The sequence below is a fragment of the Pseudarthrobacter oxydans genome (assembly GCF_013314975.1).
Classification (GTDB): domain Bacteria; phylum Actinomycetota; class Actinomycetes; order Actinomycetales; family Micrococcaceae; genus Arthrobacter; species Arthrobacter oxydans.
On sequence record NZ_JABTYH010000008.1, the window covers coordinates 54,596 to 80,138 of the forward strand.

Annotated in this window: 22 protein-coding genes; 21 read left to right on the top strand and 1 reads right to left on the bottom strand. The window is 66.2% G+C overall.

The window, feature by feature from the left end; all coding sequences use genetic code 11:
- The first annotated feature begins 33 nt into the window (after positions 1 to 33).
- The 21 genes from mraZ to dnaE all read left to right on the top strand — a co-directional run bounded on the left by mraZ (position 34) and on the right by dnaE (position 24,831).
- Complete coding sequence (gene mraZ / locus HTS88_RS07525) at positions 34 to 462, top strand: division/cell wall cluster transcriptional repressor MraZ (RefSeq protein WP_102977276.1); 429 nt, start codon at positions 34 to 36, stop codon at positions 460 to 462.
- Positions 463 to 623: 161 nt separating this feature from the next.
- Complete coding sequence (rsmH, locus tag HTS88_RS07530; protein ID WP_174176979.1) at positions 624 to 1,616, top strand: 16S rRNA (cytosine(1402)-N(4))-methyltransferase RsmH; 993 nt, start codon at positions 624 to 626, stop codon at positions 1,614 to 1,616.
- Entirely contained in the window at positions 1,613 to 2,359 is a 747-nt protein-coding gene (gene ftsL / locus HTS88_RS07535; RefSeq protein WP_174176981.1) for a cell division protein FtsL, read from the top strand. The genes rsmH and ftsL overlap by 4 nt, the downstream gene beginning before the upstream one ends.
- 48 nt (positions 2,360 to 2,407) lie before the next feature.
- Positions 2,408 to 4,204 (top strand): peptidoglycan D,D-transpeptidase FtsI family protein, encoded by a 1,797-nt coding sequence (locus tag HTS88_RS07540; RefSeq protein WP_174176983.1) that lies wholly within the window; start codon positions 2,408 to 2,410, stop codon positions 4,202 to 4,204.
- A gap of 83 nt (positions 4,205 to 4,287) precedes the next feature.
- On the top strand, positions 4,288 to 5,949 hold the full coding sequence (locus HTS88_RS07545) for a UDP-N-acetylmuramoyl-L-alanyl-D-glutamate--2,6-diaminopimelate ligase (RefSeq protein ID WP_174176985.1): 1,662 nt from the start codon (positions 4,288 to 4,290) through the stop codon (positions 5,947 to 5,949).
- Positions 5,950 to 5,955: 6 nt separating this feature from the next.
- Complete coding sequence (locus tag HTS88_RS07550; RefSeq protein WP_174176987.1) at positions 5,956 to 7,422, top strand: UDP-N-acetylmuramoyl-tripeptide--D-alanyl-D-alanine ligase; 1,467 nt, start codon at positions 5,956 to 5,958, stop codon at positions 7,420 to 7,422.
- A complete protein-coding gene (gene mraY / locus HTS88_RS07555) occupies positions 7,419 to 8,528 on the top strand; it encodes a phospho-N-acetylmuramoyl-pentapeptide-transferase (RefSeq protein ID WP_104188696.1) in 1,110 nt (369 codons plus the stop codon). Before HTS88_RS07550 ends, mraY begins: the two co-directional genes overlap by 4 nt.
- Positions 8,510 to 10,084 carry a UDP-N-acetylmuramoyl-L-alanine--D-glutamate ligase gene (gene murD, locus HTS88_RS07560; RefSeq protein WP_174176989.1) on the top strand — a complete coding sequence of 525 codons (1,575 nt, stop codon included), beginning with the start codon at positions 8,510 to 8,512 and terminating at the stop codon, positions 10,082 to 10,084. Before mraY ends, murD begins: the two co-directional genes overlap by 19 nt.
- A gap of 2 nt (positions 10,085 to 10,086) precedes the next feature.
- A complete protein-coding gene (gene ftsW, locus HTS88_RS07565) occupies positions 10,087 to 11,427 on the top strand; it encodes a putative lipid II flippase FtsW (RefSeq protein ID WP_174176991.1) in 1,341 nt (446 codons plus the stop codon).
- Between the two features lie 6 nt (positions 11,428 to 11,433).
- Positions 11,434 to 12,534, top strand: a complete 1,101-nt coding sequence (murG, locus tag HTS88_RS07570) for an undecaprenyldiphospho-muramoylpentapeptide beta-N-acetylglucosaminyltransferase (RefSeq protein ID WP_174176993.1) — start codon at positions 11,434 to 11,436, stop codon at positions 12,532 to 12,534.
- Positions 12,531 to 13,907, top strand: a complete 1,377-nt coding sequence (gene murC / locus HTS88_RS07575) for a UDP-N-acetylmuramate--L-alanine ligase (protein ID WP_174176995.1) — start codon at positions 12,531 to 12,533, stop codon at positions 13,905 to 13,907. Before murG ends, murC begins: the two co-directional genes overlap by 4 nt.
- Entirely contained in the window at positions 13,900 to 14,880 is a 981-nt protein-coding gene (locus HTS88_RS07580) for a cell division protein FtsQ/DivIB (protein WP_174176997.1), read from the top strand. Before murC ends, HTS88_RS07580 begins: the two co-directional genes overlap by 8 nt.
- A gap of 182 nt (positions 14,881 to 15,062) precedes the next feature.
- On the top strand, positions 15,063 to 16,301 hold the full coding sequence (gene ftsZ / locus HTS88_RS07585; RefSeq protein ID WP_066275125.1) for a cell division protein FtsZ: 1,239 nt from the start codon (positions 15,063 to 15,065) through the stop codon (positions 16,299 to 16,301).
- An 8-nt stretch (positions 16,302 to 16,309) separates the two neighbouring features.
- Positions 16,310 to 16,999 carry a purine nucleoside phosphorylase YfiH/LACC1 family protein gene (locus HTS88_RS07590; RefSeq protein WP_174176999.1) on the top strand — a complete coding sequence of 230 codons (690 nt, stop codon included), beginning with the start codon at positions 16,310 to 16,312 and terminating at the stop codon, positions 16,997 to 16,999.
- Complete coding sequence (locus tag HTS88_RS07595) at positions 16,992 to 17,753, top strand: YggS family pyridoxal phosphate-dependent enzyme (RefSeq protein WP_174177002.1); 762 nt, start codon at positions 16,992 to 16,994, stop codon at positions 17,751 to 17,753. The genes HTS88_RS07590 and HTS88_RS07595 overlap by 8 nt, the downstream gene beginning before the upstream one ends.
- 90 nt (positions 17,754 to 17,843) lie before the next feature.
- Complete coding sequence (locus HTS88_RS07600) at positions 17,844 to 18,374, top strand: cell division protein SepF (RefSeq protein WP_104188679.1); 531 nt, start codon at positions 17,844 to 17,846, stop codon at positions 18,372 to 18,374.
- Positions 18,375 to 18,494: 120 nt separating this feature from the next.
- The gene (locus HTS88_RS07605) at positions 18,495 to 18,782 is read left to right on the top strand and encodes a YggT family protein (protein ID WP_066275136.1); all 288 of its coding nucleotides are present in this window, start codon (positions 18,495 to 18,497) and stop codon (positions 18,780 to 18,782) included.
- Between the two features lie 178 nt (positions 18,783 to 18,960).
- A complete protein-coding gene (locus HTS88_RS07610) occupies positions 18,961 to 19,641 on the top strand; it encodes a DivIVA domain-containing protein (RefSeq protein WP_174177004.1) in 681 nt (226 codons plus the stop codon).
- 92 nt (positions 19,642 to 19,733) lie between these two features.
- Complete coding sequence (lspA, locus tag HTS88_RS07615) at positions 19,734 to 20,306, top strand: signal peptidase II (RefSeq protein WP_174177006.1); 573 nt, start codon at positions 19,734 to 19,736, stop codon at positions 20,304 to 20,306.
- Positions 20,307 to 20,310: 4 nt separating this feature from the next.
- Entirely contained in the window at positions 20,311 to 21,237 is a 927-nt protein-coding gene (locus tag HTS88_RS07620) for an RluA family pseudouridine synthase (protein WP_174177008.1), read from the top strand.
- 36 nt (positions 21,238 to 21,273) lie between these two features.
- Positions 21,274 to 24,831 carry a DNA polymerase III subunit alpha gene (dnaE, locus tag HTS88_RS07625; RefSeq protein ID WP_174177010.1) on the top strand — a complete coding sequence of 1,186 codons (3,558 nt, stop codon included), beginning with the start codon at positions 21,274 to 21,276 and terminating at the stop codon, positions 24,829 to 24,831.
- An 83-nt stretch (positions 24,832 to 24,914) separates the two neighbouring features.
- Here dnaE and HTS88_RS07630 read toward each other — a convergent pair whose 3' ends face one another.
- Entirely contained in the window at positions 24,915 to 25,415 is a 501-nt protein-coding gene (locus tag HTS88_RS07630) for a flavin reductase family protein (protein WP_174177012.1), read from the bottom strand.
- Positions 25,416 to 25,543: the final 128 nt, after the last annotated feature.

A 25,543-nucleotide genomic window follows, 5' to 3' on the forward strand; every position in this document is an offset into this window, starting at 1 on the left:
TGCAGTTCCTGACATCGGACAGGCGGTGGGCCAGTGTTTCTTGGCACTCACTCGCCGCGTCTGGATGAAAAGGGACGGATTATCCTCCCCGCCAAGTTCCGCGAGGAACTTGCCAGCGGGCTGGTGCTCACAAGGGGCCAGGAACGTTGCATCTACGTCTTCAGCGAGAAGGAATTTGCGCGGGTCCACGAGCAAATGCGGGAGGCGCCAATCTCCTCGAAACAGGCGCGGGACTACATCCGCGTCTTTCTCTCTGGAGCCTCGGACGAGGTACCTGACAAGCAGGGGCGCGTAACCATTCCACCGGCGCTCCGGGAGTACGCAGGCCTCGGCAGGGAGCTTGCCGTGATCGGCGCCGGTTCCCGCGCCGAGATTTGGGACGCCCAGGCCTGGACTGAATACCTCGCGGAGAAGGAGACGGCCTTCTCTGAAACTGATGACCCCATTCCGGGCATTCTCTGACCGGGGGCAGCAGGCAGTTTCTTGGATGAGATCTCCAGCCGCCCATCGGCTGGCCATCCTGGCTCACTTCCCCGGAGCCAGGCTGGCGGAAGATAGGCGCGGATGGGGATCTGATCCCAGAAGCACCAAAGGCAACACCCTACGGCGAGAAAGGACGAGGCATGAACGAACACCCGAAGCCCACGTCCGAACGCCATGTGCCGGTCCTTCGGGACCGGTGCATCAATTTGTTGGCACCTGGATTCGAGGCCGCCAGGCTGCGCGGAGAAACCCCGGTGGCCGTTGACGCGACCCTGGGCATGGGCGGCCACTCCGAGGCCATGCTTCAGCGTTTTCCCGACGTACACCTCATCGGCATCGACCGTGATGAAGAAGCCCTGGCCCTCGCCGGCGAGCGGCTGGCCCCGTTCGCCGCACGCACGGACCTGGTGCACGCCGTCTATGACGAGATCCGGGACGTCCTGGCTGACCTCGGCGTTTCCGAGGTCCACGGGATCCTGATGGACCTCGGCGTCTCCTCGCTCCAGCTCGATGAACGCGAACGCGGCTTCGCCTACTCCTTCGACGCCCCGCTGGACATGCGGATGGACACCAGCCGCGGCCAGACGGCGGCGGATGTTGTGAACAACTACTCCGAAGAGGAACTCGTCAGGATCATCCGCAAGTGGGGCGAGGAAAAGTTCGCGGGCCGAATCGCGAACAGGATCGTTGCAGCGCGGGCCACCAAGCCCTTCGCAACAACCGGAGAACTTGTGGAACAGATCCGCTCGGTGGTGCCGGCATCCGCAGCGAAATCCGGCGGCCACCCTGCCAAGCGGACGTTCCAGGCTCTCCGGATCGAGGTCAACGAAGAACTCGACGTCCTGGAGCGTGCTGTTCCTGCTGCGGTCGACTCCCTGGCGATGGGCGGGCGGATTGTCGTCATGTCCTACCACTCCCTGGAGGACAAAATCGTCAAGAGCGTCCTGCAGGCACGTTCCAAATCCTCGGCTCCGCTCGGATTCCCGGTGGAGCTGGAAGAACACAAGGCCGAACTGAAAACCCTCACCAAGGGCACCGAGGTGCCCACCGCCGTCGAAATCGCCGAAAACCCGCGTGCTGCCTCTGCAAGACTGCGCGCGGCGGAACGAATCAGAGCCAGGAGAGCTGCATGAGCACCGCTGCCGTCAAGAACTTTCCCGCCGTTTCAGGCAGCTCGGCGGCCGGCAGGAATCTTCCCGCCCGCACTTCCGGTGACGGACGGAGGGCCCGCACTCCGCTGTCGGTGGTGCGCACCGTGCCCCGGAAGCGCCGGGCACCCTTCGTGGTGCTGTGCTTCGCCATGCTTGCCCTGGCACTGATTGCCGTGCTGGTGCTGAACATCTCGGTGTCCACCGCCCAATACCAGCTGGTGGAGCTTCGGGCCAAGCAGAGTACCTTGACCAAGCAGAACCAGGACCTCACCCAGCAGGTACAGAATTTCGAGGCACCCCAGAACCTGGCTGCGAAGGCCACGGAACTGGGAATGGTTGCCTCCACTGTCAAAGGCCAGATCGATCTGTCCACCCTGTCAGTCACCGGGAAGGCAACGCCCGCAGTCAAGGGCGGTGCTGCAGGGGCGGTGATCCCCGCGCCCGCCGTTGCCGGGCAGCTGATCGTCGTGCCGCCGGCAAGCAAGGGGGAACCGCTGGAAGGCCGCAAGCCGGCAGAAGCGGCTGCTCCCGCAGCCCAGGGAGCTGAAGCAGCGGATGCTGCTGCTGCGTCCCGAGCAGCAACACCGGGTGCTGCGGCCCCGGCAGCCGGTGATCCCGCTGCCGCTGCGGCTGCCGCGGCTGCTGCAGCAGCACCGGCCGCGGCCGCCGTTGAACTCCACGGGGGATCCGTCCCCGCGCCGGAACAAAAGGTGCCCGGACAGTAATACGGCAGGTCTGGCAGGCAGCAGGGTCGAACAGCAAGGGATTTAACGGTGGCGCAGAGGACCGGCAAGGCAAACAACAGCAGGGTTCCCAACGCCACCAAGCGCCTGCGCCTGGGCCTGGGCATCATGCTGACGCTCCTGCTGGTGGTGGGCGGCAAACTCTTCCTGGTCCAGGGGCTCGACGTGGGGGGAATGGCCGAGGCCGCGCTGAACAGCCGGATGAAGCAAACCGTCCTCCCGGCAGAACGCGGAAGCATCCTGGACTCCAGGGGTACCGTGCTCGCCAACAGCGTGATCCGCTACAACGTGGTGGTGGACCAGCGGGTCAATACCAAAACGGAGACATTCAAGCGCCTGGACGACGCCAAAGAGAAGCTGGTGGACGTCAGCCGGGAGCAGGGGCTGACGGAACTTGCGGCTGCCCTCGGCATGGAAAAGGATGCGATCCGCGAGGCAGTCACCGGGCAGCAGCCCTATTACATTGTGGCCAAGGACGTGAAGCCGGACGTTGAGGACCGCATCTCGCAGCTCCAGATTCCCGGCATTGTGACCGAGGGCGTCAGCAAGCGTGTCTACCCGAATGGATCCGTTGCCGGCGGCATCATTGGTTTCCTCCAGGACGGCACCACCGGCCAGGCGGGGATCGAGCAGACCCAGGACGGCCTCCTGAAAGGTGCTGACGGCAAGAGGCTCTTCGAGATCGGTGCGGACGGCCTGCGCATCCCCGTCGGCGTGGATGAACTGACTCCGCCGGAGGACGGCAAGGATGTCAAGCTCACGATCAACTCGGACCTTCAGTACTTCGCGCAGCAGGCCATCCAAAGCCAGACGGAGAAACTGAATGCCGAGTGGGGCTCCATCATTGTGATGGATGCCAAGACCGGTGACCTGGTGGCCATGGCGGACACCAATGCGCCGGACCCGAACGACCCCGGCAGGGTGGCCGCGAAGGACCGCGGTGTCCGCTCCGTCACCGCCGCCTACGAACCCGGCTCGGTGCAGAAGATGATGACCGTGGCCGCGCTGATCGAAGAAGGCAAGGCGGGCCCGCTCGATGAATTCACCCTGGACCCGACCTATACGGTGAACGGCCAAACCTTCAGCGACTCCTTTGCCCACGGCACGGAGGACCGGACGCTCGCCGGCATCCTGGGCTACTCGATGAACACCGGAACCGTCATGGCCGGGCAGCGGCTGAGCAAGGAACAGCGCTACGACTGGCTGAAGAAGTTCGGCATCGGCGAAGCTCCGGACATTGGCCTGCCTGCCACGGCGTCCGGGATACTTACACCCTGGCAGCAGTGGGACGGCCGGCAGGAATTCACGGTCCTCTTCGGCCAGGGGGTCTCCCAGTCCACCCTGCAGACCGTGCGGGCGTTCCAGTCCATCGCCAACAACGGCGTGATGCTGCAGCCGCGCCTTATCGACTCTTATGTTGCCGCGGATGGTACCGAGGAAAAGGTTGCGCCCGCGGAACCACGCCAGATCGTGTCGGAAAGCACCGCCCAGCAGGTGCAGGACATCCTGGAGAGTGCGGTTACCGAGGGCCAGATCAAGGACGCAGGCATCGACGGGTACCGGGTGGGGGCAAAAACCGGCACGTCCGAGTCCCCGTGCGACGACGGCAAGTCCGGCTTCTGCGGCTACACGGCCTCGATCGTGGGCATGGCCCCCATGGATGATCCGCGGTTTATTGTTGAGGTGGTACTCCAGCGGCCCAAGGGCAGCATTTACGGGATTACCAACGGGCCGGTCTTCCGGTCGGTCATGAGCCAGGCACTGCGGACCTACAACGTCCAGCCGTCCACGGGTGAACCGGCCAGGCTGCCCCAGTTCGCCAAGTAATACCCCGGCAGCAGCCGCAGCAGCCCCCGGCTGCCCCGGCTGATCCACGCCGGGCACGGTCCACTAGCACCATCGGAGATCCCTTGTCAGAGTTCAACGCGTCCGGTCAACGCCCAGCCCCGCAGGAAGCGGCTCCCCAGGGAGCTGCCCCGCACGGAACGGGCGGCCAGGCACGCTTCCGCCCCTCGGCTGTGGAGGCGGTCCGGCTGGAAAGCATTGGTGACGCGGTCGGCGTCGTCATTCCGGGAGCCTCGGCGGATGTGGCGGTGACCGGCATCTCCCTGAACTCCCGCACAGTGGAACCTGGTGACCTGTACGTGGCCCTGCCCGGTGCCGTCCGGCACGGCGCAGACTTCGCCGCCCAGGCCATTGAAGCGGGAGCCGCGGCTGTCCTGACGGACGACGCCGGTGCGCGCCTCCTGGCCCTGTCCTCCGACACGTCGGTACCTGTGCTGGTGGTTGATGCCCCGCGGAACGTAGTGGGCCCGCTGTCCGCGATGATCTACCGCAGCGGACAGGACACTGCCCCGCAGTTGTTCGGTGTGACGGGCACCAACGGCAAGACCACCACCACGTATTTCATCACCTCGCTGCTGCGCTCCCTTGGCAAAAGGACCGGGCTGATCGGGACCATAGAGATCCTGGCAGGCGGGGACCCCATTCCCAGCCTGCTCACCACGCCGGAATCCCCGGAGGTCCACGGGCTCCTGGCGCTCATGCGTGAAAAAGAACTCGACGCCGCCGCCATGGAGGTCTCCTCCCACGCCATCTCCTACCAGCGGGTGGACGGAGTGCTGTTCGACGTAGCCGGCTTCACCAACCTCACCCAGGACCACCTGGACCTGCACCACACCATGGACGACTACTTCGCCACCAAGGCAGAGCTTTTCACGCCTGCCCGTGCGCGGAAGGCCGTGGTGACGGTCGACGACGAATGGGGCCGCCGCCTTGCCGGCAGCGCCGGGGTGCCGGTCACCACCCTCAGCACCTCAAGGGCGAACCCCGCGGACTGGACCGTGACGGAAACCGTGCCCCGCGGGCTGGGCACCGAGTTCACGCTCAGCGGGCCCGGCGGCACCGTCCTTGCGGTCCACACGGGTCTTCCCGGCAGCTTCAACGTAGCGAACGCAGCCCTGGCCGTGGTGATGGTGCTCGCCGGCGGCGTGGACGCCGCAACGCTGCAGGCTGCACTCGACGCAGGCGACCCCTTTACGGTGGCCGTGCCGGGACGGATGCAGCTGGTCTGCGAGCAGCCCGCCGCCGTCGTGGATTTCGCCCACAACACCGACGCGCTGGCCCGGGCCCTGGAAGCTGTCCGGTCACCGGAACCGGACTCCCGCCTGATCGTTGTGTTCGGTGCGACGGGCCAGCGTGACCAGGGCAAACGGCCGGCCATGGGCGCCATCGCTGCGCGGCTGGCGGATACCGTGATCATCACCGACGACGACCCCCACGACGAGGACGCGGCCGCCATCCGCGCCGATGTCCTTGCAGGGGCACGGGAGGCCCAGGAGCGGGAAAAGCTGCCCTGTACCGTGCTTGAGGTCTTCCCCCGCGACGCGGCCATCCAGCGCGCCGTGGAACTCGCGCGGCCGCACGACACCATCCTGGTGGCAGGCCGCGGCCACGAGGTGTGGCAGGAAGTGAAGGGCGTCAACCTTGCGCTCGACGACAGGGTGGAGCTGCGCAGCGCCTTGACAGCCAGGGGATTCAACGTTCTCCAAGACGACCGGATAGAGTCCTAGACCGAGATGATTGCATTTACTGCGGCGGAAATCGCCGATATCACCAAGGGGCGCCTGGACGCCGATCCTGGAATCACGCCTCTTTCGGTGGTCACGGATTCCCGCGAGGCCGCACCCGGGTCGCTCTACGTAGCGAAACCGGGGGAGTACGCTGACGGCCACGACTTCATAGCGGCCGCTTTCGCCGCCGGCGCCACCCTCGCGCTCGTGGAACGCCCCGTAGCCGGCCCCGACGGTGCTGCCTACCCTTCCATCGTTGTCCCTGATGCCGTGCTCGCCATGGGCGCACTCGCTGCGGAGGCCGTCCGCAGGATCCGCGCCGCACGGGCTGCGGCAAACGGGGAACTGACGGTCATCGGCATCACCGGCTCGGCTGGGAAGACCACCACCAAGGACCTGATCGCGGGCATCCTCTCGCTGCACGGCAACACCGTGGCGCCGAGGGGTTCCTACAACGGCGAGATCGGAGTGCCCCTCACGGTGTTCACCGCCGGAACGGACACCCGGTACCTGGTCATCGAGATGGGCGCCACAGGCGTTGGCCACATCAGCTACCTCGCAGACATGGTCAAGCCGGACATCGGCGTGGTACTTGGGGTTGGAACCGCACACGCCGGTGAATTCGGGGGAGTGGACAACATCGCCCTGGCCAAGGGCGAACTGGTGGAAGCCCTTGCAGCCTCCGGAACCGCCGTCATCAACCTCGACGACGACCGGGTGTCGGCCATGCGCGCACGCACCTCAGCGTCCGTCGTCGGATTCTCCGCCGAAGGGCGGACCGACGCCGCAGTGCAGGCACTCAATGCTGACACCAACACTGACGGCAACCCGGAATTCGACCTCCTCCTCCCCGGCGAGGACACGCCGCACCATGTCAAAAGCCGGCTGATCGGCGCCCACCACACCGGCAACCTGCTGGCGGCGGCAGCGGCCGCCCGGGCTGCGGGAATCGCCGGCGCAGACATTGCCGCGGCCCTCAGCAGCCAGGCGGCTGCCAGCCGGTGGCGCATGGAGCGCACCGAACGGGCTGACGGCGTGACCATCATCAACGACGCCTACAACGCCAACCCCGAATCCATGCGGGCCGCGCTGCGCACCCTCGCCGACCTGGGGCAGGGCAGGCGCACCTGGGCAGTCTTGGGCGCCATGCTGGAGCTCGGCGAGGATTCCATCCGCGAGCACACAGCCGTGGGCACCCAGGTGGTGCGGCTCAATATTTCCCGGCTGGTGGTGGTGGGCAGGGAAGCCCGCGCGCTCTACGTATCCGCAGTCCAGGAGGGCTCCTGGGGGGACGAATGCGTCTTCGCCGAGACCGCCGAGGAAGCCTACGAACTGCTCAACGCCGAACTCGAACCCGGCGACCTGGTGCTCTTCAAATCGTCCAACAGTGTTGGACTTCGCCACTTGGGCGATCGGATAGCATTACCCGGACAAACCCCGCAACCCGCCGATGGAAGGAGCACTCTGCTGTGATTGCACTTTTGATCGGCGCCGGGCTGGCCCTGTTGTTCGCGCTGGTGGGCACGCCGCTCTTCATCCGGCTCCTCGTGCGCCGGGGCTACGGGCAGTTCATCCGCGACGACGGGCCCACGTCCCACCACACCAAACGCGGAACGCCCACCATGGGCGGGACCGTGGTGGTGGCTGCCGTCCTGCTGAGCTACGGCCTGACCCACCTCATCATGCTGATGGTGAACCCGGCCTCCCCGGGCCCCTCCGCGTCCGCCCTCATCCTGCTCTTCCTGATGGTGGGCATGGGGCTTGTGGGTTTCCTGGACGACTTCATCAAGATTTCGCGGCAGCGCAGCCTGGGGCTCGACGCCAAGGCCAAGCTGATCCTGCAGGCCGCCGTCGGCATCATCTTCGCCGTCCTGGCCCTGAACTTCCCCGACGAGGACGGCCTCACGCCGGCCTCCACCAAGATTTCCCTGGTGCGCGACCTGCCGTGGCTGGACCTTGCCTTCGGCGGGACTGTGCTGGGGGCGATCCTCTTCGTTGTCTGGTCCAACCTGATCGTTACCGCTGCAACCAACGGCGTGAACCTCACCGACGGCCTCGACGGGCTGGCTGCAGGGGCCTCGGTCATGGTGTTCGGCGCCTACACGCTCATGGGCATCTGGCAGAGCAACCAGGCCTGCGGCTCGCCCCGGGAAGCGGGCAGCGGCTGCTACTCGGTCCGGGACCCCCTGGACCTCGCCCTGCTGGCAGCGATCATGAGCGCGGCCCTGGTGGGCTTCCTCTGGTGGAACACCTCGCCGGCCAAGATCTTCATGGGCGACACCGGCTCGCTGGCCATCGGCGGCGCCATCGCGGGATTCGCCATCCTGTCCAGGACCGAGCTGCTGCTGGGCATCATCGGCGGGCTGTTCGTCCTGATCACGCTGTCCGTCATCATCCAGGTGGGCTACTTCAAGGCCACCGGAGGCAAACGCGTTTTCAAAATGGCGCCTTTGCAGCACCACTTCGAACTGCAGGGGTGGGCCGAGGTGACCGTGGTGGTCCGGTTCTGGATCCTCGGCGGACTGTTCGTCGCCGTGGGCCTGGGAATCTTCTACGCTGAATGGGTCGTGCTGCTGTGACCGTTTCCCCACGCCTCCAAACCCTCGTGAGCTGGGACTCCGACTGGTCCGGACTCCGGGTGGTCGTTACCGGCATTGGGGTCTCCGGGTTCGCCGCAGCGGACACGCTGATTGAACTCGGCGCCCGTGTGGTGGTGGTGGATGCCGCCACCAGCGACAAGGCGAAAGCCCATGCCGACACCCTGAAAATTGTTGGCGCTGCGGATGTCCTCCTCGGAGAGGACGCAGTCACCCGTATCCCCAGGATCGACGGCGGGCTGCCGGAGCTGATTGTCACGTCCCCTGGCTGGCGTCCGGACCAGGCCCTGCTGGCCGCAGCCGCACGGGCCCACATCCCGGTATGGGGAGACGTTGAACTGGCTTGGCGCGTGCGCGTGCGGGAAGGCCGCAAGACCGCGGACTGGCTTGCCATTACGGGAACCAACGGAAAGACCACCACGGTAGGGCTCACCGAATCAATGCTGCGCGCGGGCGGGCTGAAAGCCATTGCCGTGGGCAACGTTGGCACGCCCATCCTGGATGCGCTCCGGGATCCGGTGGAATACGACGTCCTGGCTGTGGAGCTTTCGAGTTTCCAGCTGCACTGGTCCGAGTCGATCTCGCCGGTAGCCAGCGTCTGCCTGAACGTTGCCGAGGACCACGTTGACTGGCACGGATCCTACGATTCGTACCTGGCGGACAAGGCCAAGGTCTACGAACGCACCCAGAAGGCCTGCCTCTACAACGCGGAGCAGATCGAAACAGAGCGCATGGTGGAAAACGCCGACGTGGTGGAAGGATGCCGCGCCGTTGGTTTCACCACCGTCACCCCTGCCGTCAGCATGCTCGGAGTTGTGGAAGGGCTCCTGGTGGACCGGGCGTTCATCGAAGAGCGCCGGGACAGCGCAGCGGAACTCGCCTCAATGACGGACCTTGGTGCACTGGCGCCGCGGCACATGGTGGCCAACGCCCTGGCGGCAGCAGGACTGGTGCGCGCCTACGGCATCGAGCCCAAGGCGGTCCGGCAGGGAATCCAGGACTACGTGCCGGGGGACCACCGCATCCAGCCGGTGGCACGCCACAACGGCGTCCTGTGGATTAATGACTCCAAAGCCACCAACCCGCACGCGGCATCGGCCTCCCTGGCCGCCTTCAGCAACGTCATCTGGATCGCCGGCGGCCTCTCCAAAGGCGTGACCTATGACGACCTGGTGCGGGAACACGCCCCCCGGCTCAAGGCCGTGGTGCTCATCGGAGCTGATTCCTCCGCACTGGCCGACGCCCTCCGGCGACACGCGCCCGATGTCCCCGTGATCGGGACGGCCCCGGGTGAAACTGAACAGGTGCAGACTGCTGCAACAGACGGCACTGAGGCCGGTTCTCCCGACGCCGGGAAAACCGCCATGTCCCGTGCAGTTGCGTCAGCAGCCCAGCTGGCCGCATCCGGCGATACTGTGCTGATGGCTCCGGCAGCTGCTTCCATGGATCAGTTCTCTTCCTACGCTCACCGTGGTGACACTTTCATCGAAGCTGTCCGCGAGCTGGTGGAAGGGCAGGCCCAGACCGGCGAGGAGTAACAATGGTCAGCACGCCCACACGCCCGCCAGCCCGGAAGCAGGCAGGCAAGCCGCGTCCCGGCTCCTCCGCATCACCGCTCCGGCCACCTGCCGCCGCCGGCACCAGGCTGCGCGCCGCCTACCGGAAGTTCTGGTCGGCGCTTGAAGGGACCGGAACGTCCAGGAACGGCTCCACCTACTACCTCATCCTGGGCTCCACCCTGGCACTGACGGCCATCGGCATCATGATGGTCCTCTCCGCCTCGAGCGTGGAATCGATCGCCGCCGGCAAGTCGCCGTACGGGGATGCGCTGAAACAGGGCATGTTCGCCGCCATCGGCATCTTCACCATGTTCGTGCTGTCCCGCATCAACGTGGTCTGGCTCAAGCGGCTTGCCTGGCCCGCCGTCATCGCCGCCGTCGTCCTCCTTGGACTCGTCCAGCTGGTCGGCGCGGAAGTCAACGGCAACAAGAACTGGATCGACCTCGGCGGTATCACCTTCCAGCCGTCCGAAGCATCAAAGCTCGCACTCGCGCTCTGGATGGCCACCGTCCTGGCCCGGAAGGGAAAGCTGCTCAGCCGGTGGCAGCACGTCGCGGTCCCCGCCGTTCCGATGGCCATCATCATCGTTGGCCTGGTCCTGGTGGGAAACGACCTCGGAACCGCCATGATCATCATGATGGTCACGGCTGCCGCACTCTTCTTCGCCGGGGCGCCTCTCTATCTCTTCGGCATTGCCGGCCTGGCCGCAGCCGCAGGGACGGCTGTCATGGCCGTCACCAGCTCCAACCGCATGTGCCGCATCACCTCATGGTGGACCGGGCAGTCCTGTGCCGACGGTATCGACGCCAACTACCAGGCCACGAACGGCCTCTACGGGCTTGCCTCCGGAGGATGGTTCGGGGTGGGGCTGGGACAAAGCCGGCAAAAGTACAGCTGGATCCCCGAAGCCCACAACGACTTCATCTTCGCCATCATCGGCGAGGAACTCGGACTGGTGGGGACCGTCGTCGTCCTGATCCTCTTCGCCATCCTGGGAGCCGCCATCTACCGCGTGGTAGTGGCTCAGGAGGACATGTTCCACCGTGTCCTCGCCGGCACCATCATGGTGTGGCTGCTGGGCCAGGCAACCGTGAACATGTCCGTGGTGACCGGCCTGATGCCCGTCATCGGCGTCCCGCTGCCCTTCATCTCCTACGGCGGCTCGGCGCTGCTGATGTCGCTCTGCGCCATCGGGGTTGTGCTTTCCCTGGCCAGGGAACAGATGGCCCCGGCCATCCGGCCCAAACGGATGCTCAAGTTCAAGGCCAAGCCGGCGCGGAAAAACGCGGACCGGAAGAAAACTGCAAGAAAGCGTACCTAGCCCTCCATGACCACCAATACCCCGTCCATCGTCCTGGCCGGCGGCGGCACTGCCGGACACATCAGCCCGCTGCTCGCCATCGCCGCGGCACTCCGGGAAGCCTCCCCGGAAGCCGCCATCCTCGCCGTCGGCACGCCGTCCGGCATGGAAACCAGGCTGGTTCCCGCCGCAGGGGTGGAACTGGCCACCATCGACCGGGTGCCGTTCCCGCGGCGGCCTTCCGCGGACCTGCTGCGCCTCCCTGCCAGGCTGGCCGGGGCCGTACGCCAGGCCGGAGCAATCCTGGATACAGCAGGCGCTGATGTCCTGGTGGGAGTTGGCGGCTATGTTTGCACGCCCATGTACCTTGCCGCGCGCAAACGCCGGATTCCCATCGTGATCCACGAGGCCAACGCGCGTCCGGGACTCGCGAACAGGGTGGGAGCCCTGATGACCCGCCGCGTCGCCGTGGCGTTCGCCAACACTCCGCTCCGCCACGCCCGGCACGTTGGAATGCCCATGCGCACCGAAATCTCAGGCCTGGACAGGGCAGCCGCGCGCACCGCCGCCCGCGCTGCCCTCGGCCTGGACCCGGTCCAGCCTGCGCTGATCGTCACCGGAGGGTCCTCCGGCGCCCAGAGCATCAACCGCACCATTGCCGCCGCTGTTGAACGGCTGTCGGCGGCAGGCATCCAGACCCTGCACATCACCGGACGCGGCAAGGCTGTCATGGACAGCGACGGCCGGCCGCTTGCCGCAAAGGACTACCGCCAGGTGGAGTACGTGGACGGTATGGAGCTTGCCTACGCCGCCGCGGATGTGCTCCTGGCCCGCTCCGGGGCGGCCACCGTCTGCGAGGTCGCCGCCGTCGGCGTCCCCGCCGTGCTGGTGCCGCTGCCCATAGGCAATGGCGAGCAGGCCCTGAACGCTGCCGGACTGGTGGCCGCGGGCGGTGCGCTGCTGGTGAATGACCGCGATTTCACCCCCGAATGGGTGGACCGGGAACTGATCCCGCTCATCACGGACCAGCCGCGGCTCGCAGCCATGGCCAGCAGTTCCTACCGGCTTGGCATCCGAAACGCCGATCAGCGCATGGCTGACCTCATCCTGGAAGCAGCAGCATCATGAACCACGCCACCATTCCCAGCCTCGAGTCGCTGGGCCGCGTCCACTTTGTGGGAATCGGAGGCGTCGGCATGTCCGCCGTTGCCAGGATCATGGTTGCCCGCGGCGTTCCGGTCAGCGGCTCCGACGCGAAAGACCTGCCGGTGATGGCCGACCTCGCCGCCGCGGGTGCCCGCATCGCGGTGGGATACGTTTCCGCCAACCTGGGAGATGCCCAGACAGTCGTGGCCGGATCCGCCATCCGCACCGACAACCCGGAGCTGGTGGCCGCCAGGGAGACAGGACTGCCCGTGCTGCACCGGTCCGAGGCGCTGGCCGCCACCATGGGCGGCGACACGGTGGTCACGGTGGCTGGCACCCACGGTAAGTCCACCACCACGTCCATGGTGACGGTCCTGCTGCAGGGCGCCGGGCTGGACCCTTCATTCGCCATCGGCGCCAATGTTCCCGCGCTCGGCGTCAACGCAGCGCACGGCAGTTCCGGAATCTTCGTGGCCGAGGCCGACGAATCCGACGGCTCCTTCCTCAACTACCGGCCCAGGATCGCCGTGGTGACCAACGTTGAACCGGACCACCTGGACCACTACGGCACGGCCGAGGCTGTGTACGAGTCCTTTGACCGGTTCACCGCGCTGCTTCCCGCGGACGGCGTGCTGGTTGCCTGCGCGGACGACGCCGGCGCGCTGGCCCTCGCTGAAAGAACACGGACCAGGGGCAACACGCGCGTGGTGCTGTACGGAACCACCGAGGGGGCGGACCTCGTGCTGCACGACGGCGGTCCCGGCGACGTCGCGGTCTCCACGGCTTCCGGACGTTTCCCGCTGGCCCTTCAGGTGCCCGGACGGCACAACGCACTGAACGCCGCGGCCGCGTTCGCCGTCGCGCTTGAACTTGGCGTCGACCCCGCAGCGGCCGCAGCCGCCCTGGCGCACTTCTCCGGCGCCTCCCGGCGCTTCGAGCTCAAAGGCGAGGCCCGCGGAGTCCGCGTGTTCGATGACTACGCCCACCACCCGACCGAAGTCCGGGCCGCCCTCGCCGCTGCCCGTTCGGTCGCCGGCGCACACAAAGTGCACGTCCTCTTCCAGCCCCACCTGTTCTCCCGCACCCGCGAGTTCGCGCAGGAGTTCGCCGAGGCGCTCAACCTCGCCGACACCGCCCTGGTGCTGGATATCTATCCCGCCCGTGAGGATCCCATTCCGGGAGTGACCAGCCAGCTCATTGCCGACCACCTGGACAGCGGGGGACGCCTTGTGAATGCCGGCGACGCCGTCTCCGCACTGACGGCCGCTGCCGCGGACGGGGACATTGTGCTGACAGCCGGCGCCGGCGACGTCACGGCGTACGGGCCGCGGATCGTCGAGGCCCTGCGTGGCTAGCACCCGCCGCCCCACGTACACCTCCACCGGCCGCCCGGCCCGCTCCGGCGGCGCAGGCGGCAGCGATGGAAATACCGGCAACGGTGGAAAGGCCGGACCCGCGGCCGACGACGTCATCTCGGCCTCCCGGAGCGTTCCGGAGCCCGGGCCCGAAGGGGGCGGCAAGGGTACGGATCCGGCAAAACCGAAACGGGCCGGCATTCCAGGCCTGGGCAGGGGCCGGAAGGCGGAACCGTCCGCGGCAGCCGCCGGGAACGTGCTGGTTTTTCCCGAGCCCAAAGGGAAGCGCCGCAAACGGAATATCCTTGCTGTCGCCGGAACGCTCATCGCCCTCGTGGCCGGCCTCCTGGCGGTGGCCACCTTCTCGCCGGTCCTGGCCGTTGACACCATCTCCGTTTCCGGGACGCGCCTGCTGACGCCTGCCCAGGTGGAAACCGCGCTTGAGCCCCTGCGGGGAAAACCGCTGCCGCAAATCAGCGACGACGAGGTGGCGAGGCTGCTGGAGCCCCTGGTCCAGGTTAAGTCGGTCTCCGCGGAAGCCCGGCCGCCCTCAGGGCTGGCCGTGGCAGTGCGGGAACGGGTGCCGGTGGCACTGGTCAAGCAGGGGGAGCAGTACCAGCTCGTGGACGTCGAAGGAGTCCAGCTGGCGGCCACCGCCGATCCCGCGTCCGTCTCCCTGCCCGTCATCGACGGCGGTGCGGGAGCCATCGGGCAGGATCTCTTCCGCGCGACGGCCGCTGTCCTGGGCGCCCTGCCCGCCGACGTCCTCGCCAGGCTTTCCAACGCCTCCGCCCAGTCGGTGGACGCGGTGGAACTCAAGCTCGTGGACGGCCAGACCATCATCTGGGGCAACGCGGGGGAGAAGGAGCTCAAGGCCAAAGTCCTGGCGGCGCTCCTGAAGGTTCCCGCCGATCCCAAGAACCCCGTCAAGGTTTACGACGTCAGCGTGCCCCGGCACCCGGTGACGCGCTGACGGTTTATTTCCGGTATTAATCCGACACGCGGAGCCGGTTATTGAATGTGGCCAGCAGAGGAAATACCGTCACAGACATGAGTTACTTGACATAACTATAACCTTCAACTCGAAGGTTAAGGTTACTGGCTTCAAGCTCTCCATCAGTTTTCGCAATAAGACACGAACAAGGGACACGTAACGTGGCAGCTCCGCAGAATTACTTGGCCGTCATCAAAGTCGTCGGCATCGGCGGCGGTGGCGTGAACGCAGTCAACCGCATGATCGAGGTCGGCCTCCGAGGTGTTGAATTCATCGCCATCAATACCGACGCCCAGGCCCTGCTCATGAGCGACGCGGACGTGAAGCTCGACGTCGGACGCGAGCTGACCCGCGGGCTCGGCGCAGGCGCCAACCCGGAGGTGGGCAAGCAGGCCGCCGAGGACCACGCCGACGAGATCGAGGAAGTGCTCCGCGGCGCGGACATGGTCTTCGTCACGGCCGGCGAAGGCGGTGGCACCGGCACCGGCGGCGCTCCCGTCGTCGCCCGCATTGCCCGTTCGCTGGGTGCACTGACCATCGGCGTGGTCACCCGTCCCTTCACGTTCGAGGGCCGCCGCCGCGCCGGGTCCGCAGAGGCCGGCATCGACGCCCTCCGGGACGAGGTGGACACCCTCATCGTCATCCCCAACGACCGGCTCCTGTCCATCAGCGACCGCAACGTGTCGGTCCTGGACGCCTTCCGCTCAGCAGACCAGGTGCTCCTCTCGGGCGTCCAGGGCATCACGGACCTCATCACCACCCCGGGCCTGATCAACCTTGACTTCGCCGATGTGAAGTCCGTCATGCAGGGTGCAGGCTCCGCGCTGATGGGCATCGGCTCTGCCCGTGGTGAAGACCGCGCCGTCAAGGCAGCCGAGCTGGCCATCGCATCGCCGCTGCTGGAAGCGTCCATCGACGGCGCCCATGGCGTCCTGCTGTCCATCCAGGGCGGTTCTGACCTTGGCCTCTTTGAGATCAATGAAGCCGCGCGCCTGGTCCAGGAAGTCGCCCACCCTGAGGCGAACATCATCTTCGGTGCCGTGATCGACGACGCCCTCGGTGACGAGGCCCGCGTAACGGTCATTGCTGCCGGCTTCGACGACGTCAAGGCCACCTCGCCGTCCATGGACCAGTCGCAGCCCCAGGTTGCTCCCCAGCGGCCCGCAGCTCCGGCAGCGGCCCCAGCGCCGTCGCAGGCTCCCTCCGCCGGAAACCACCAGGTGCACGTCCAGCCGGTCCACGCAGGTGTCGGGGCAGCAGGCCTCAGCAACTGGGGGCAGCAGCGCCCGTCGGCCGTCCCGGCCGATTCCGGCTTCGACGTTGACCTTCCCTCCGTCGTGGAACCGGACCTCACCGGCAGCCGCTCGGATGACCTGGATGTCCCCGACTTCCTGAAATAGGCTCCGGCTTGTTCCATTGGCGGGCCGAGATCCTTCCCGGGGTCTCGGCCGCTTTTACTGACAGCGGTGCGGGGAATCTCGCCCTGCACGTGGGCGACGACGCCGGCGCCGTGCAGCGGCGGCGCGAACAGCTCGAAGCCGCGGCGGGAATCGAACCCCGCAGCCTGCGGTTCATGAACCAGGTGCACGGCACCACGGTGGCCGTGATGGACCGGGGCAGCGGGACGCCGGAAGCAGATGCGATGGTTTCGCGTTCCCAGCCGCTGGCTGTCATGGTGGCTGACTGCATCCCGCTCCTGCTGGCGGGAACGTCCGCTGACGGCCACGTCCTGGCCGCCGTCCACGCCGGGCGGCCCGGCGTGGCCAACGGGGTCATCCCGTCCGCCGTGGACACCATGAGATCGCTCGGCGCGGCGGACATCCGCGCCTGGCTCGGTCCGTCCATTTGCGGCAGGTGCTACGAGGTGCCGCCTGCGCTGCGGGACGAGGTGGCCGCGGCGGTGCCCGCCACCTGGTCCACCACCTCCTGGGGAACCCCGGCGCTGGATCTTCCGGCCGGCGCCCGCAGCCAGCTGGAAAACGCCGGGGTCGGCGTTGAATACGCCGGTCCCTGCACCTTGGAAACGGCTTCCCTCTACTCCTACCGCCGCGACTCCGGCACGGGCCGTTTCGCCGGCCTTGTCTGGTGCCATGACTGACCCCGCACTGAACGACGGCAGTGCAGGCGCAGGCGATCCGCGCACCGCCGAGCTTGCCGGGCGGCTCGAGGCAGTCCGGCGCCGGATCGGCGTGGCCGCGGCTGCGGCCGGCAGGGAAGACAGGCTGCCGACCCTGATCGTGGTCACCAAGTTCCATCCGGTGGAGGACATCCGGCGCCTCGCGGCCCTGGGAGTGACCGACGTCGGGGAAAACAGGGACCAGGAGGCTGCGGGGAAAGCGGAAATCCTGGCCGAGTGCGGGCTGACCTGGCACTTCGTGGGCCAGTTGCAGACGAAGAAAGCCAAATCGGTGGTCCGCTACGCGTCCGCCGTGCACTCGGTGGACCGGCCCCAACTCGTGGATGCCCTGGCGAAGGCGGCGCACAACGAGCGCGCCGCGGCGGGGCGTGCGCCACTGGACTGCTTCATCCAGGTCAACCTTGAAGACCATGCCGACGCCGGTGCGCACCGGGGAGGTGCCGCGCCCGGTGACGTGTTGCTCCTGGCGGACAGGATTGCCGAAGCCGAAGGCCTGCGGCTGGCGGGCGTGATGGCAGTGGCGCCCTTGGGCGCCCCACCCGAGCCCGCCTTCGAAAAGCTGGCCGGAGTCTCAGCGCGGCTCGTGGCGCAGCACCCAGGCGCTGCCGCCATTTCCGCCGGCATGAGCCAGGACCTTGAGGCAGCCATCGCGTTCGGGGCGACACACCTGCGAATCGGTTCCGATATTCTCGGATCGCGTCCCGTCGTGGGGTAGCGTCGGAGCTATTGCAAGTGATGGGCGGGGGACTTCAATGCTGTCAAGTCATTGGGCGGCCCGCTTACGGGACACGATTAGGAGTCGACCATGGCCGGCGCTCTGCGCAAGACAATGATCTATCTTGGGCTCGCCGACGGCGATGAGCATTACGAGTCCGAGCAACAGACAACACGTAAGGATGAGGACGAAACTATGGAAGCTGACCGCGAGGAACGCCGTGCACCTGCACCCGTCCGTGAGGTCAGCCGCGAAACGTCCTACACCCCCGAAGAGGAATACCGCGCCCCAGTGACCCCCATCAAGCGTGCGGCGTCGAGCCGCGAAGAGACCAGCGGGCTCCGCCAGATCACCACCATCCACCCGCGCTCCTACAACGATGCCAAGCTCATCGGTGAGAGCTTCCGGGACGGCATCCCGGTGATCATGAACGTCACGGACATGGGTGAGGCCGACGCCAAGCGCTTGGTGGACTTCTCCGCCGGCCTGGTCTTCGGACTCCGCGGAAGCATCGAGCGGGTGACCAACAAGGTCTTCCTGCTGTCGCCGTCGTACGTTGAGGTCATCGGTGACGACAAGAAAATCAGCGAAACGCAGGCCAGCTTCTTCAACCAAAGCTGACCCTCGGGCAGTACACGGATGCCAGGCAGGGACACCTGTCTGGCATCTGTGTTGAAATAGACGGGACACATCGGCAGGAAGCCGCGGTACACAGATGAACATGGAGATATGAGTTAAGTCATGGGAATTGCTTTCGGACTTGTCTATCTCGCGCTGCTCCTGTTCTTCGTTGCCCTGATCATCCGCCTGGTCTTTGACTGGGTGCAGATGTTCGCCCGGGAATGGCGTCCGCGGGGCGTCGCCCTGGTGGCCGCCCACGCTGTGTACTCCATCACCGATCCGCCACTGAAGGTACTGCGCCGGGTGATCCCGCCCCTGCGGCTTGGCGGCATCTCCCTGGACCTGGGCTTCCTGGTTCTGTTCATCGCCGTCAGCATTGCGATGGGAATCACAAGGGGCCTGGCCTGATTTACCCCGTATAGACCTAGCAGCACAGGGTGGACCCGTCCGGGAACAGCTACTGTGAAGCGAAGAAAACTCACGTTTGACACCGCAGTGTTGAATTAGAGTAACCAGACCAAATTTAGGTACCGTAGTTTTGACGGCCGGAAGGCCTACTGACTAACTAGACCAGTGAGGTGACCAGATGGCTTTGACGCCAGAAGACGTTGTCAACAAGCGCTTTCAGCCGACCAAGTTCCGCGAAGGGTACGACCAGGACGAAGTTGATGACTTCCTGGACGAGATCGTCGTTGAACTCCGCCGCCTGAACCAGGAGAACGACGAACTTCGCAAGAAGCTCGCCGAAGCCGGTTCCAGCGTTCCGGCCAGCTCGGCCGCTGCCCCCGTTGTGGAGAAGGTTCCCGCGCCCGTCAAGGCCGACAAGGATGAGGCACGCGAGAAGGCGGAAGCCGAAGCCAAGGCTGCCGAAGCCAGCAAGAAGAAGGACGTCCAGCCTGCCGCCGCTGCAGCCCCTGCAGCAGCTGCCGCCGTCGCCACGCCTTCCGCCGAGTCCGCAGCCGGCCTCCTGGCCATGGCCCAGCAGATGCACGACCGCCACGTGGCCGACGGCCAGGCCCAGAAGGACAAGATCATCGCCGAGGCGCAGATCGAAGCCAGCAGCCTGGTCAACGATGCACAGGAGAAGTCCCGCAAGATCCTGGGCGCCCTCGAGCAGCAGCGTTCGGTCCTGGAGCGCAAGGTGGAGCAGCTCCGCGGCTTCGAGCGCGACTACCGTTCGCGCCTGAAGGCCTACATCGAAGGCCAGCTGCGCGACCTGGACGCCCGCGGTTCCGTGGCTACGCCGGAAGTCAGCGAAGCCAACTAGTCCGTCAAAGCACGTATTCTGAAAGCCGGTGGCTGAGGATTCCTCGGCCGCCGGCTTTTGGCATTGCCACCTGTTGTACGAATGAAAGCACCATGACTGACGAACTTGCTGCGGATCCCGCACGCCCTGTCCCACCCGCACCGCGCCCGCGCCGGGCCGTGCTGCTCTCCGTCTTCGCCGGGTTCGCCCTCTTTGCCTACGTCCTGGACCAGCTCACCAAGCTCTGGGTTACCTCCAGCATGGTGGAGGGCGAACGGATCCCCGTGTTCCCGCCGCTCCTGCACTGGTACTTCATCCGAAATTCGGGCGCGGCCTTTTCCATCGGGGAAAACGTCACCTGGGTGTTTTCGATCATCATGGCCGCGGTGTCCGTGGCCATTCTCTTCCAGGTCCGCAAGCTCGGCTCGGTCTGGTGGTCCCTGGCGCTGGGCCTGCTCCTGGGTGGAGCGCTCGGCAACCTGACCGACCGGCTGTTCCGCGAACCGTCCTTCGGCATGGGCCATGTGGTGGACTTCATCCAGCTCCCCAATTTTGCCATTTTCAACATCGCGGACTCAGCGGTGGTGTCCGCCGTCGCCATCATCTGCATCCTGACGCTGCGCGGTATTACCCTCGATGGAAGCAGGCTGACCCCTGAACGCAAGGACAAGTCCGGCGATGCCTGAAGCAATGCCTGAACAGATTATCGTTGCCGACGAATACGGGGGAACCCGTGCGGACGCCGGGCTCGCGGCCCTCCTGGGCATCTCGCGGTCCCTTGCCGCGTCCCTCCTTGCGGAGGGGCATGTGGAGAGCAAGGGCAAGCCCCTGGGCAAGTCGGCAAAGCTGGTGGCGGGCGATGTCCTCAAGGTCAGCATGCCGGAGCGGCGTGACCCGCTGGAAGTCGTGGAGGAAGTTGTGGAAGGCCTGAAGATCCTGCTCGACGACGAGGATTTCGTCGTCGTCGACAAGCCGGTCGGTGTTGCCGCGCACCCCTCACCGGGATGGGTGGGGCCCACGGTGGTGGGAGGGCTCGCAGGGGCCGGCTACCGCATCTCCACCTCCGGGTCGCCGGAGCGGGCAGGAATCGTGCACCGGCTGGACGTCGGGACATCCGGCGTGATGGTGGTGGCAAAGTCCGAGCGTGCCTACACGGCCCTGAAGAGGGCCTTTAAGGAGCGGACGGTGGACAAGGTCTACCACGCGGTGGTGCAGGGCTTGCCTGACCCCCTGGCGGGTACCATCGATGCGCCCATCGGCCGGCATCCTGGGCATGACTGGCGCTTCGCTGTGATCGAGGACGGACGCCCGTCCGTCACGCACTACGAAGTGATTGAAGCGTTCGGCAAGGCCAGCCTGGTGGAAGTCCACCTGGAAACGGGCCGCACCCACCAGATCCGCGTCCACTTTTCCGCGCTCCGGCATCCCTGTGCCGGAGATCTCACGTACGGCGCCGACCCGCGGCTGGCCGCCACCCTCGGCCTGACCCGGCAGTGGCTGCACGCCCGCGAACTGGGGTTCGACCACCCGGTGACGGGGGAGCGCGTCCGGGTCACCAGCGACTACCCGCAGGACCTGGCCTATGCCCTGGAAGTCCTCGGGTCCGGGCAGGCCTAGCGCTTTCGCCGCCTGTCCGGCGCATAGAATAGTGCGGTGACTTCCAGCAATGACTCGTTTGTCCATCTCCACAACCACACCGAGTACTCGATGCTGGACGGCGCCGCCAGGCTCGGTGAGCTGTTCGACGAGACCGAGCGGCTGGGGATGCCCGCACTCGCAACCACCGACCACGGCTACCTCTTCGGTGCCTTCGACTTCTGGAAGAAGGCCACCGACAAGGGGATCAAACCGATCATCGGCGTCGAAGCCTATGTGACTCCGGGAACGGCCCGCGGCGACAAGAGCCGCGTGCGGTGGGGCGAAGAGCACCAGCGCAAGGACGACATCTCCGGCGGCGGTTCCTACACCCACATGACCCTGCTCAGCTACAACAATGCGGGCATGCGGAACCTGTTCCGGGCGTCCTCCATCGCGTCGCTGGACGCCGTGTTCGGCAAATGGCCACGCCTGGACCGGGAACTGCTCAACACCTACTCCGAGGGATTGATCGCCACCACGGGCTGCCCCTCCGGGGAGATCCAGACCCGGCTGCGGCTGGGCCAGTACCGTGAAGCGCTGGAAGCCGCCGCGGAGTTCAGGGACATCTTCGGGGCCGAGAACTACTTCTGCGAACTCATGGACCACGGGCTGGACATCGAGCGGCGCGTCACCGGCGACCTGCTGCGGCTCGCGAAGGACCTGAACCTTCCCCTCGTGGCCACCAACGACCTCCACTACACCCACGAGCACGACGCGAAGGCCCACGAGGCGCTCCTGGCCATCCAGTCCGGGTCCACCCTCCTGGAGCCCACTTACGACAACGGCGGTTCACGCTTCGCCTTCTCCGGCAGCGGCTACTACCTGAAGTCCCCGCAGGAAATGCGCGAACTGTTCCGCGACCACCCGGACGCCTGCGACAACACGCTCCTCATCGCCGAGCGCTGCGAGGTCTCCTTCAATACCGGCGCCAACTACATGCCGCGGTTCCCCTGCCCGCCGGGGGAGGACGAAACGTCCTGGCTGGTGAAAGAGGTTGCCAAAGGGCTCGACTACCGCTATCCGGGCGGTGTACCCGATGACGTCCGTGCCCAGGCGGACTACGAGCTGGGCGTCATCACCTCGATGGGTTTCCCGGGGTACTTCCTGGTGGTGGCGGACTTCATCAACTGGGCCAAGAACAACGGCATCCGCGTAGGCCCGGGCCGTGGCTCCGGCGCCGGCTCCATGGTGGCGTACGCCATGCGCATCACGGACCTCGACCCGCTGCGCCACGGCCTGATTTTCGAGCGGTTCCTGAACCCGGACCGCGTTTCCATGCCCGACTTCGACGTCGACTTCGATGACCGGCGACGGTCCGAGGTCATCGATTACGTGACCCGGAAGTACGGCGACGAGCGCGTGGCCATGATCGTCACGTACGGCACCATCAAGACCAAGCAGGCGCTGAAGGACTCCTCCCGCGTGCTGGGCTACCCGTTCAGCATGGGCGAGCAGCTGACCAAGGCGCTCCCGCCGGCCGTGATGGCCAAGGACATTCCGCTGGCGGACATCCAGAATCCGGAAGCCAAGCGCTACGGCGAGGCGGGCGACTTCCGCCAGCTGATCAGCACCGACCCGGAGGCTGCCAAAGTCTTCGAGACGGCCCTGGGCATCGAGGGCCTGAAGCGGCAATGGGGCGTCCACGCCGCCGGCGTCATCATGTCTTCGGACCCGATCATCGACGTCATCCCCATCATGCGCCGCATCCAAGACGGCCAGGTCATCACCCAGTTCGACTACCCCACGTGCGAGGGCCTGGGGCTGATCAAGATGGACTTCCTGGGCCTGCGGAACCTGACGATCATTTCCGACGCCCTGGAAAACATCAAGATGAACCGCGGCACCGACCTGGACCTCGAGTCCCTGGAACTGGATGACGCCCCGTCCTACGAGCTCCTGGCCCGCGGCGACACCCTGGGCGTGTTCCAGCTCGACGGCGGGCCCATGCGGTCCCTGCTCAAGCTGATGAAGCCTGACAACTTCGAAGACATTTCCGCCGTCCTTGCCCTGTACCGGCCCGGGCCCATGGGCGCCAACGCGCACACGGACTACGCGCTCCGCAAGAACGGGATCCAGGAAGTCATCCCGATCCACCCCGAGCTGAAGGAACCGCTCGCGGAGATCCTCGGCGGAACCTACGGCCTGATCGTCTACCAGGAGCAGGTCATGGCGGTGGCGCAGAAGCTGGCCGGCTACTCGCTGGGCCAGGCGGACATCCTCCGCCGCGCCATGGGCAAGAAAAAGAAATCGGAGCTGGACAAGCAGTTCGCCGGGTTCTCCCAGGGCATGCAGGACAACGGCTACTCAATGGAGGCCGTCAAGACCCTGTGGGACATCCTGCTTCCCTTCTCCGACTACGCGTTCAACAAGGCACACTCCGCCGCGTACGGCGTGATCTCCTACTGGACCGCGTACCTCAAGGCCCACTACGCGCCGGAATACATGGCCGCGCTGCTGACGTCGGTGGGGGATGACAAGGACAAGTCGGCGATCTACCTCAACGAGTGCCGCCGCATGGGCATCACCGTGCTGCCGCCGGACGTCAATGAGTCCGCACTGAACTTCACCCCCGTGGGCAACGACATCCGCTTCGGCATGGGCGCCATCCGCAACGTCGGCGTGAACGTGGTGGAGGCCATGGTGGCCGCCCGCGAGAGCGAGGGCGCGTATACGTCCTTCAAGGATTACCTGATGAAGGTCCCTGCCGTGGTCTGCAACAAGCGGACCATCGAATCACTGATCAAGTCCGGCGCCTTCGATTCGCTGGGGCACCACCGCCGGGCCCTGGCCATGATCCATGAAGAGGCCATCGACTCCGTCATCACCCTCAAGCGGAACGAGGCGATCGGACAGTTCGATCTCTTCGCCGGGTTCGACGAAGCCGAATCCGAGTCATCCCTGAGTATCGAGATCCCCGACCTGCCGGAGTGGGAGAAGAAGGACAAGCTTTCCTTCGAGCGGGACATGCTCGGACTGTACGTCTCGGACCATCCGCTGCAGGGCCTGGAGGGACTGCTCAGCCAGCACGCGGAGATGAGCATCACCTCCGTCCTCGGCGAGGACGGGCCGCAGGACGGCGCCATCATCACTATTGCGGGCATGATCACCTCGCTGAGCCGGCGCATTGCCAAAGCCAGCGGCAACGCGTACGCCCGGGCCGAAGTGGAGGACCTTGGCGGTTCCATGGAAGTCATGTTCTTCGGCCAGGTCTACGGACCCATCGCCTCTGTCCTCGCGGAGGACCTGATCGTGGTGGTCAAGGGGCGCCTCCAGAAACGGGACGACGGTGCCATCACCCTGAACTGCATGGAGCTGTCCGTTCCGGACCTCAGCGAGGGGCTCAACGGGCCGCTGGTGATCACCATGCCCACCTACAAAGCCACCGAGGCTGTGGTCACCGAGCTGGGCGACGTCCTCCGCACGCACCGCGGCAACTCCGAGGTGCGCCTGCACCTGCAGGGCGATACGCGGACGGAAGTCATGGGACTGCCGGTCCACCTCCGCGTGAACCCCAGCCCGTCACTGTTCGGCGACCTCAAAGTGCTGCTCGGCCCTGCCTGCCTGGACGCCTAAGCGGCCTCCTGACGAGAGGACGACGAGGGAAGGACGACGACGGGAGGCGCGTCCCGTCGTCGTCCGCGGGTGGTGGGGGACTGCTAGATCTCGTAGTCCAGCGGGACGGGCTGGCCGTACGCGCCGCCGTGGTACAGCAGCGGTGAGCCGTCGCCGCCCACCTGGCCGTCCACCACCTGGACCACCACCACGGCGTTGTTCTCGAAGGACAGCCGCATCTGCACTTCGCCGATCAGCCAGCCCGCTACGTCCTTCAGGATGGGCACCCCGTGCGGACCGGTTTCCCAATGGTCGCCCTCAAAACGGTTGCCTGCCCCCGCGAACCGGTCGGCCAGCTGCATGTTCTCGAGGCCTAGCATGTGGACCCCCAGGTAGGCGGTGTTGGCGACAGCAGGCCACGACCGGGAGCTGCGGGCCATGTTGAACGTGAAGCGCGGCGGCTGTGCGGACAACGAGGCCACGGAGGTGGCGGTGAAGCCGTAGGGCTGGTCCTGGTAGTTCACCGTGATGATGGCGACACCGGCGGCGTGGCGCCGGAACATCTCCCTGAACGTCCGCTCGAACGGAACGTCATTAGTTGTCACGGAAACTCCTGGTGGCTGGAAGGCGGGTACGTGTGCTTTCCTTCAAGGGTATGGCTCTGCCGCCCCGGCAGTGAACTCCCGGAAAGGCCCGGATCCGGCGATGAACGCCGCGGACATTTGTTAAGGTT

What these genes read in the sequence shown, in the direction of transcription:
- HTS88_RS07600 (WP_104188679.1), top strand. Translation starts at nt 17,844, where the DNA reads ATGGCCGGCGCTCTGCGCAAGACAATGATCTATCTTGGGCTCGCCGAC.
- murG (WP_174176993.1), top strand. Translation starts at nt 11,434, where the DNA reads ATGACCACCAATACCCCGTCCATCGTCCTGGCCGGCGGCGGCACTGCC.
- ftsL (WP_174176981.1), top strand. Translation starts at nt 1,613, where the DNA reads ATGAGCACCGCTGCCGTCAAGAACTTTCCCGCCGTTTCAGGCAGCTCG.
- ftsW (WP_174176991.1), top strand. Translation starts at nt 10,087, where the DNA reads ATGGTCAGCACGCCCACACGCCCGCCAGCCCGGAAGCAGGCAGGCAAG.
- rsmH (WP_174176979.1), top strand. Translation starts at nt 624, where the DNA reads ATGAACGAACACCCGAAGCCCACGTCCGAACGCCATGTGCCGGTCCTT.
- HTS88_RS07550 (WP_174176987.1), top strand. Translation starts at nt 5,956, where the DNA reads ATGATTGCATTTACTGCGGCGGAAATCGCCGATATCACCAAGGGGCGC.
- murD (WP_174176989.1), top strand. Translation starts at nt 8,510, where the DNA reads ATGGGTCGTGCTGCTGTGACCGTTTCCCCACGCCTCCAAACCCTCGTG.
- HTS88_RS07620 (WP_174177008.1), top strand. Translation starts at nt 20,311, where the DNA reads ATGCCTGAACAGATTATCGTTGCCGACGAATACGGGGGAACCCGTGCG.
- lspA (WP_174177006.1), top strand. Translation starts at nt 19,734, where the DNA reads ATGACTGACGAACTTGCTGCGGATCCCGCACGCCCTGTCCCACCCGCA.
- HTS88_RS07610 (WP_174177004.1), top strand. Translation starts at nt 18,961, where the DNA reads ATGGCTTTGACGCCAGAAGACGTTGTCAACAAGCGCTTTCAGCCGACC.
- HTS88_RS07605 (WP_066275136.1), top strand. Translation starts at nt 18,495, where the DNA reads ATGGGAATTGCTTTCGGACTTGTCTATCTCGCGCTGCTCCTGTTCTTC.
- HTS88_RS07595 (WP_174177002.1), top strand. Translation starts at nt 16,992, where the DNA reads ATGACTGACCCCGCACTGAACGACGGCAGTGCAGGCGCAGGCGATCCG.
- murC (WP_174176995.1), top strand. Translation starts at nt 12,531, where the DNA reads ATGAACCACGCCACCATTCCCAGCCTCGAGTCGCTGGGCCGCGTCCAC.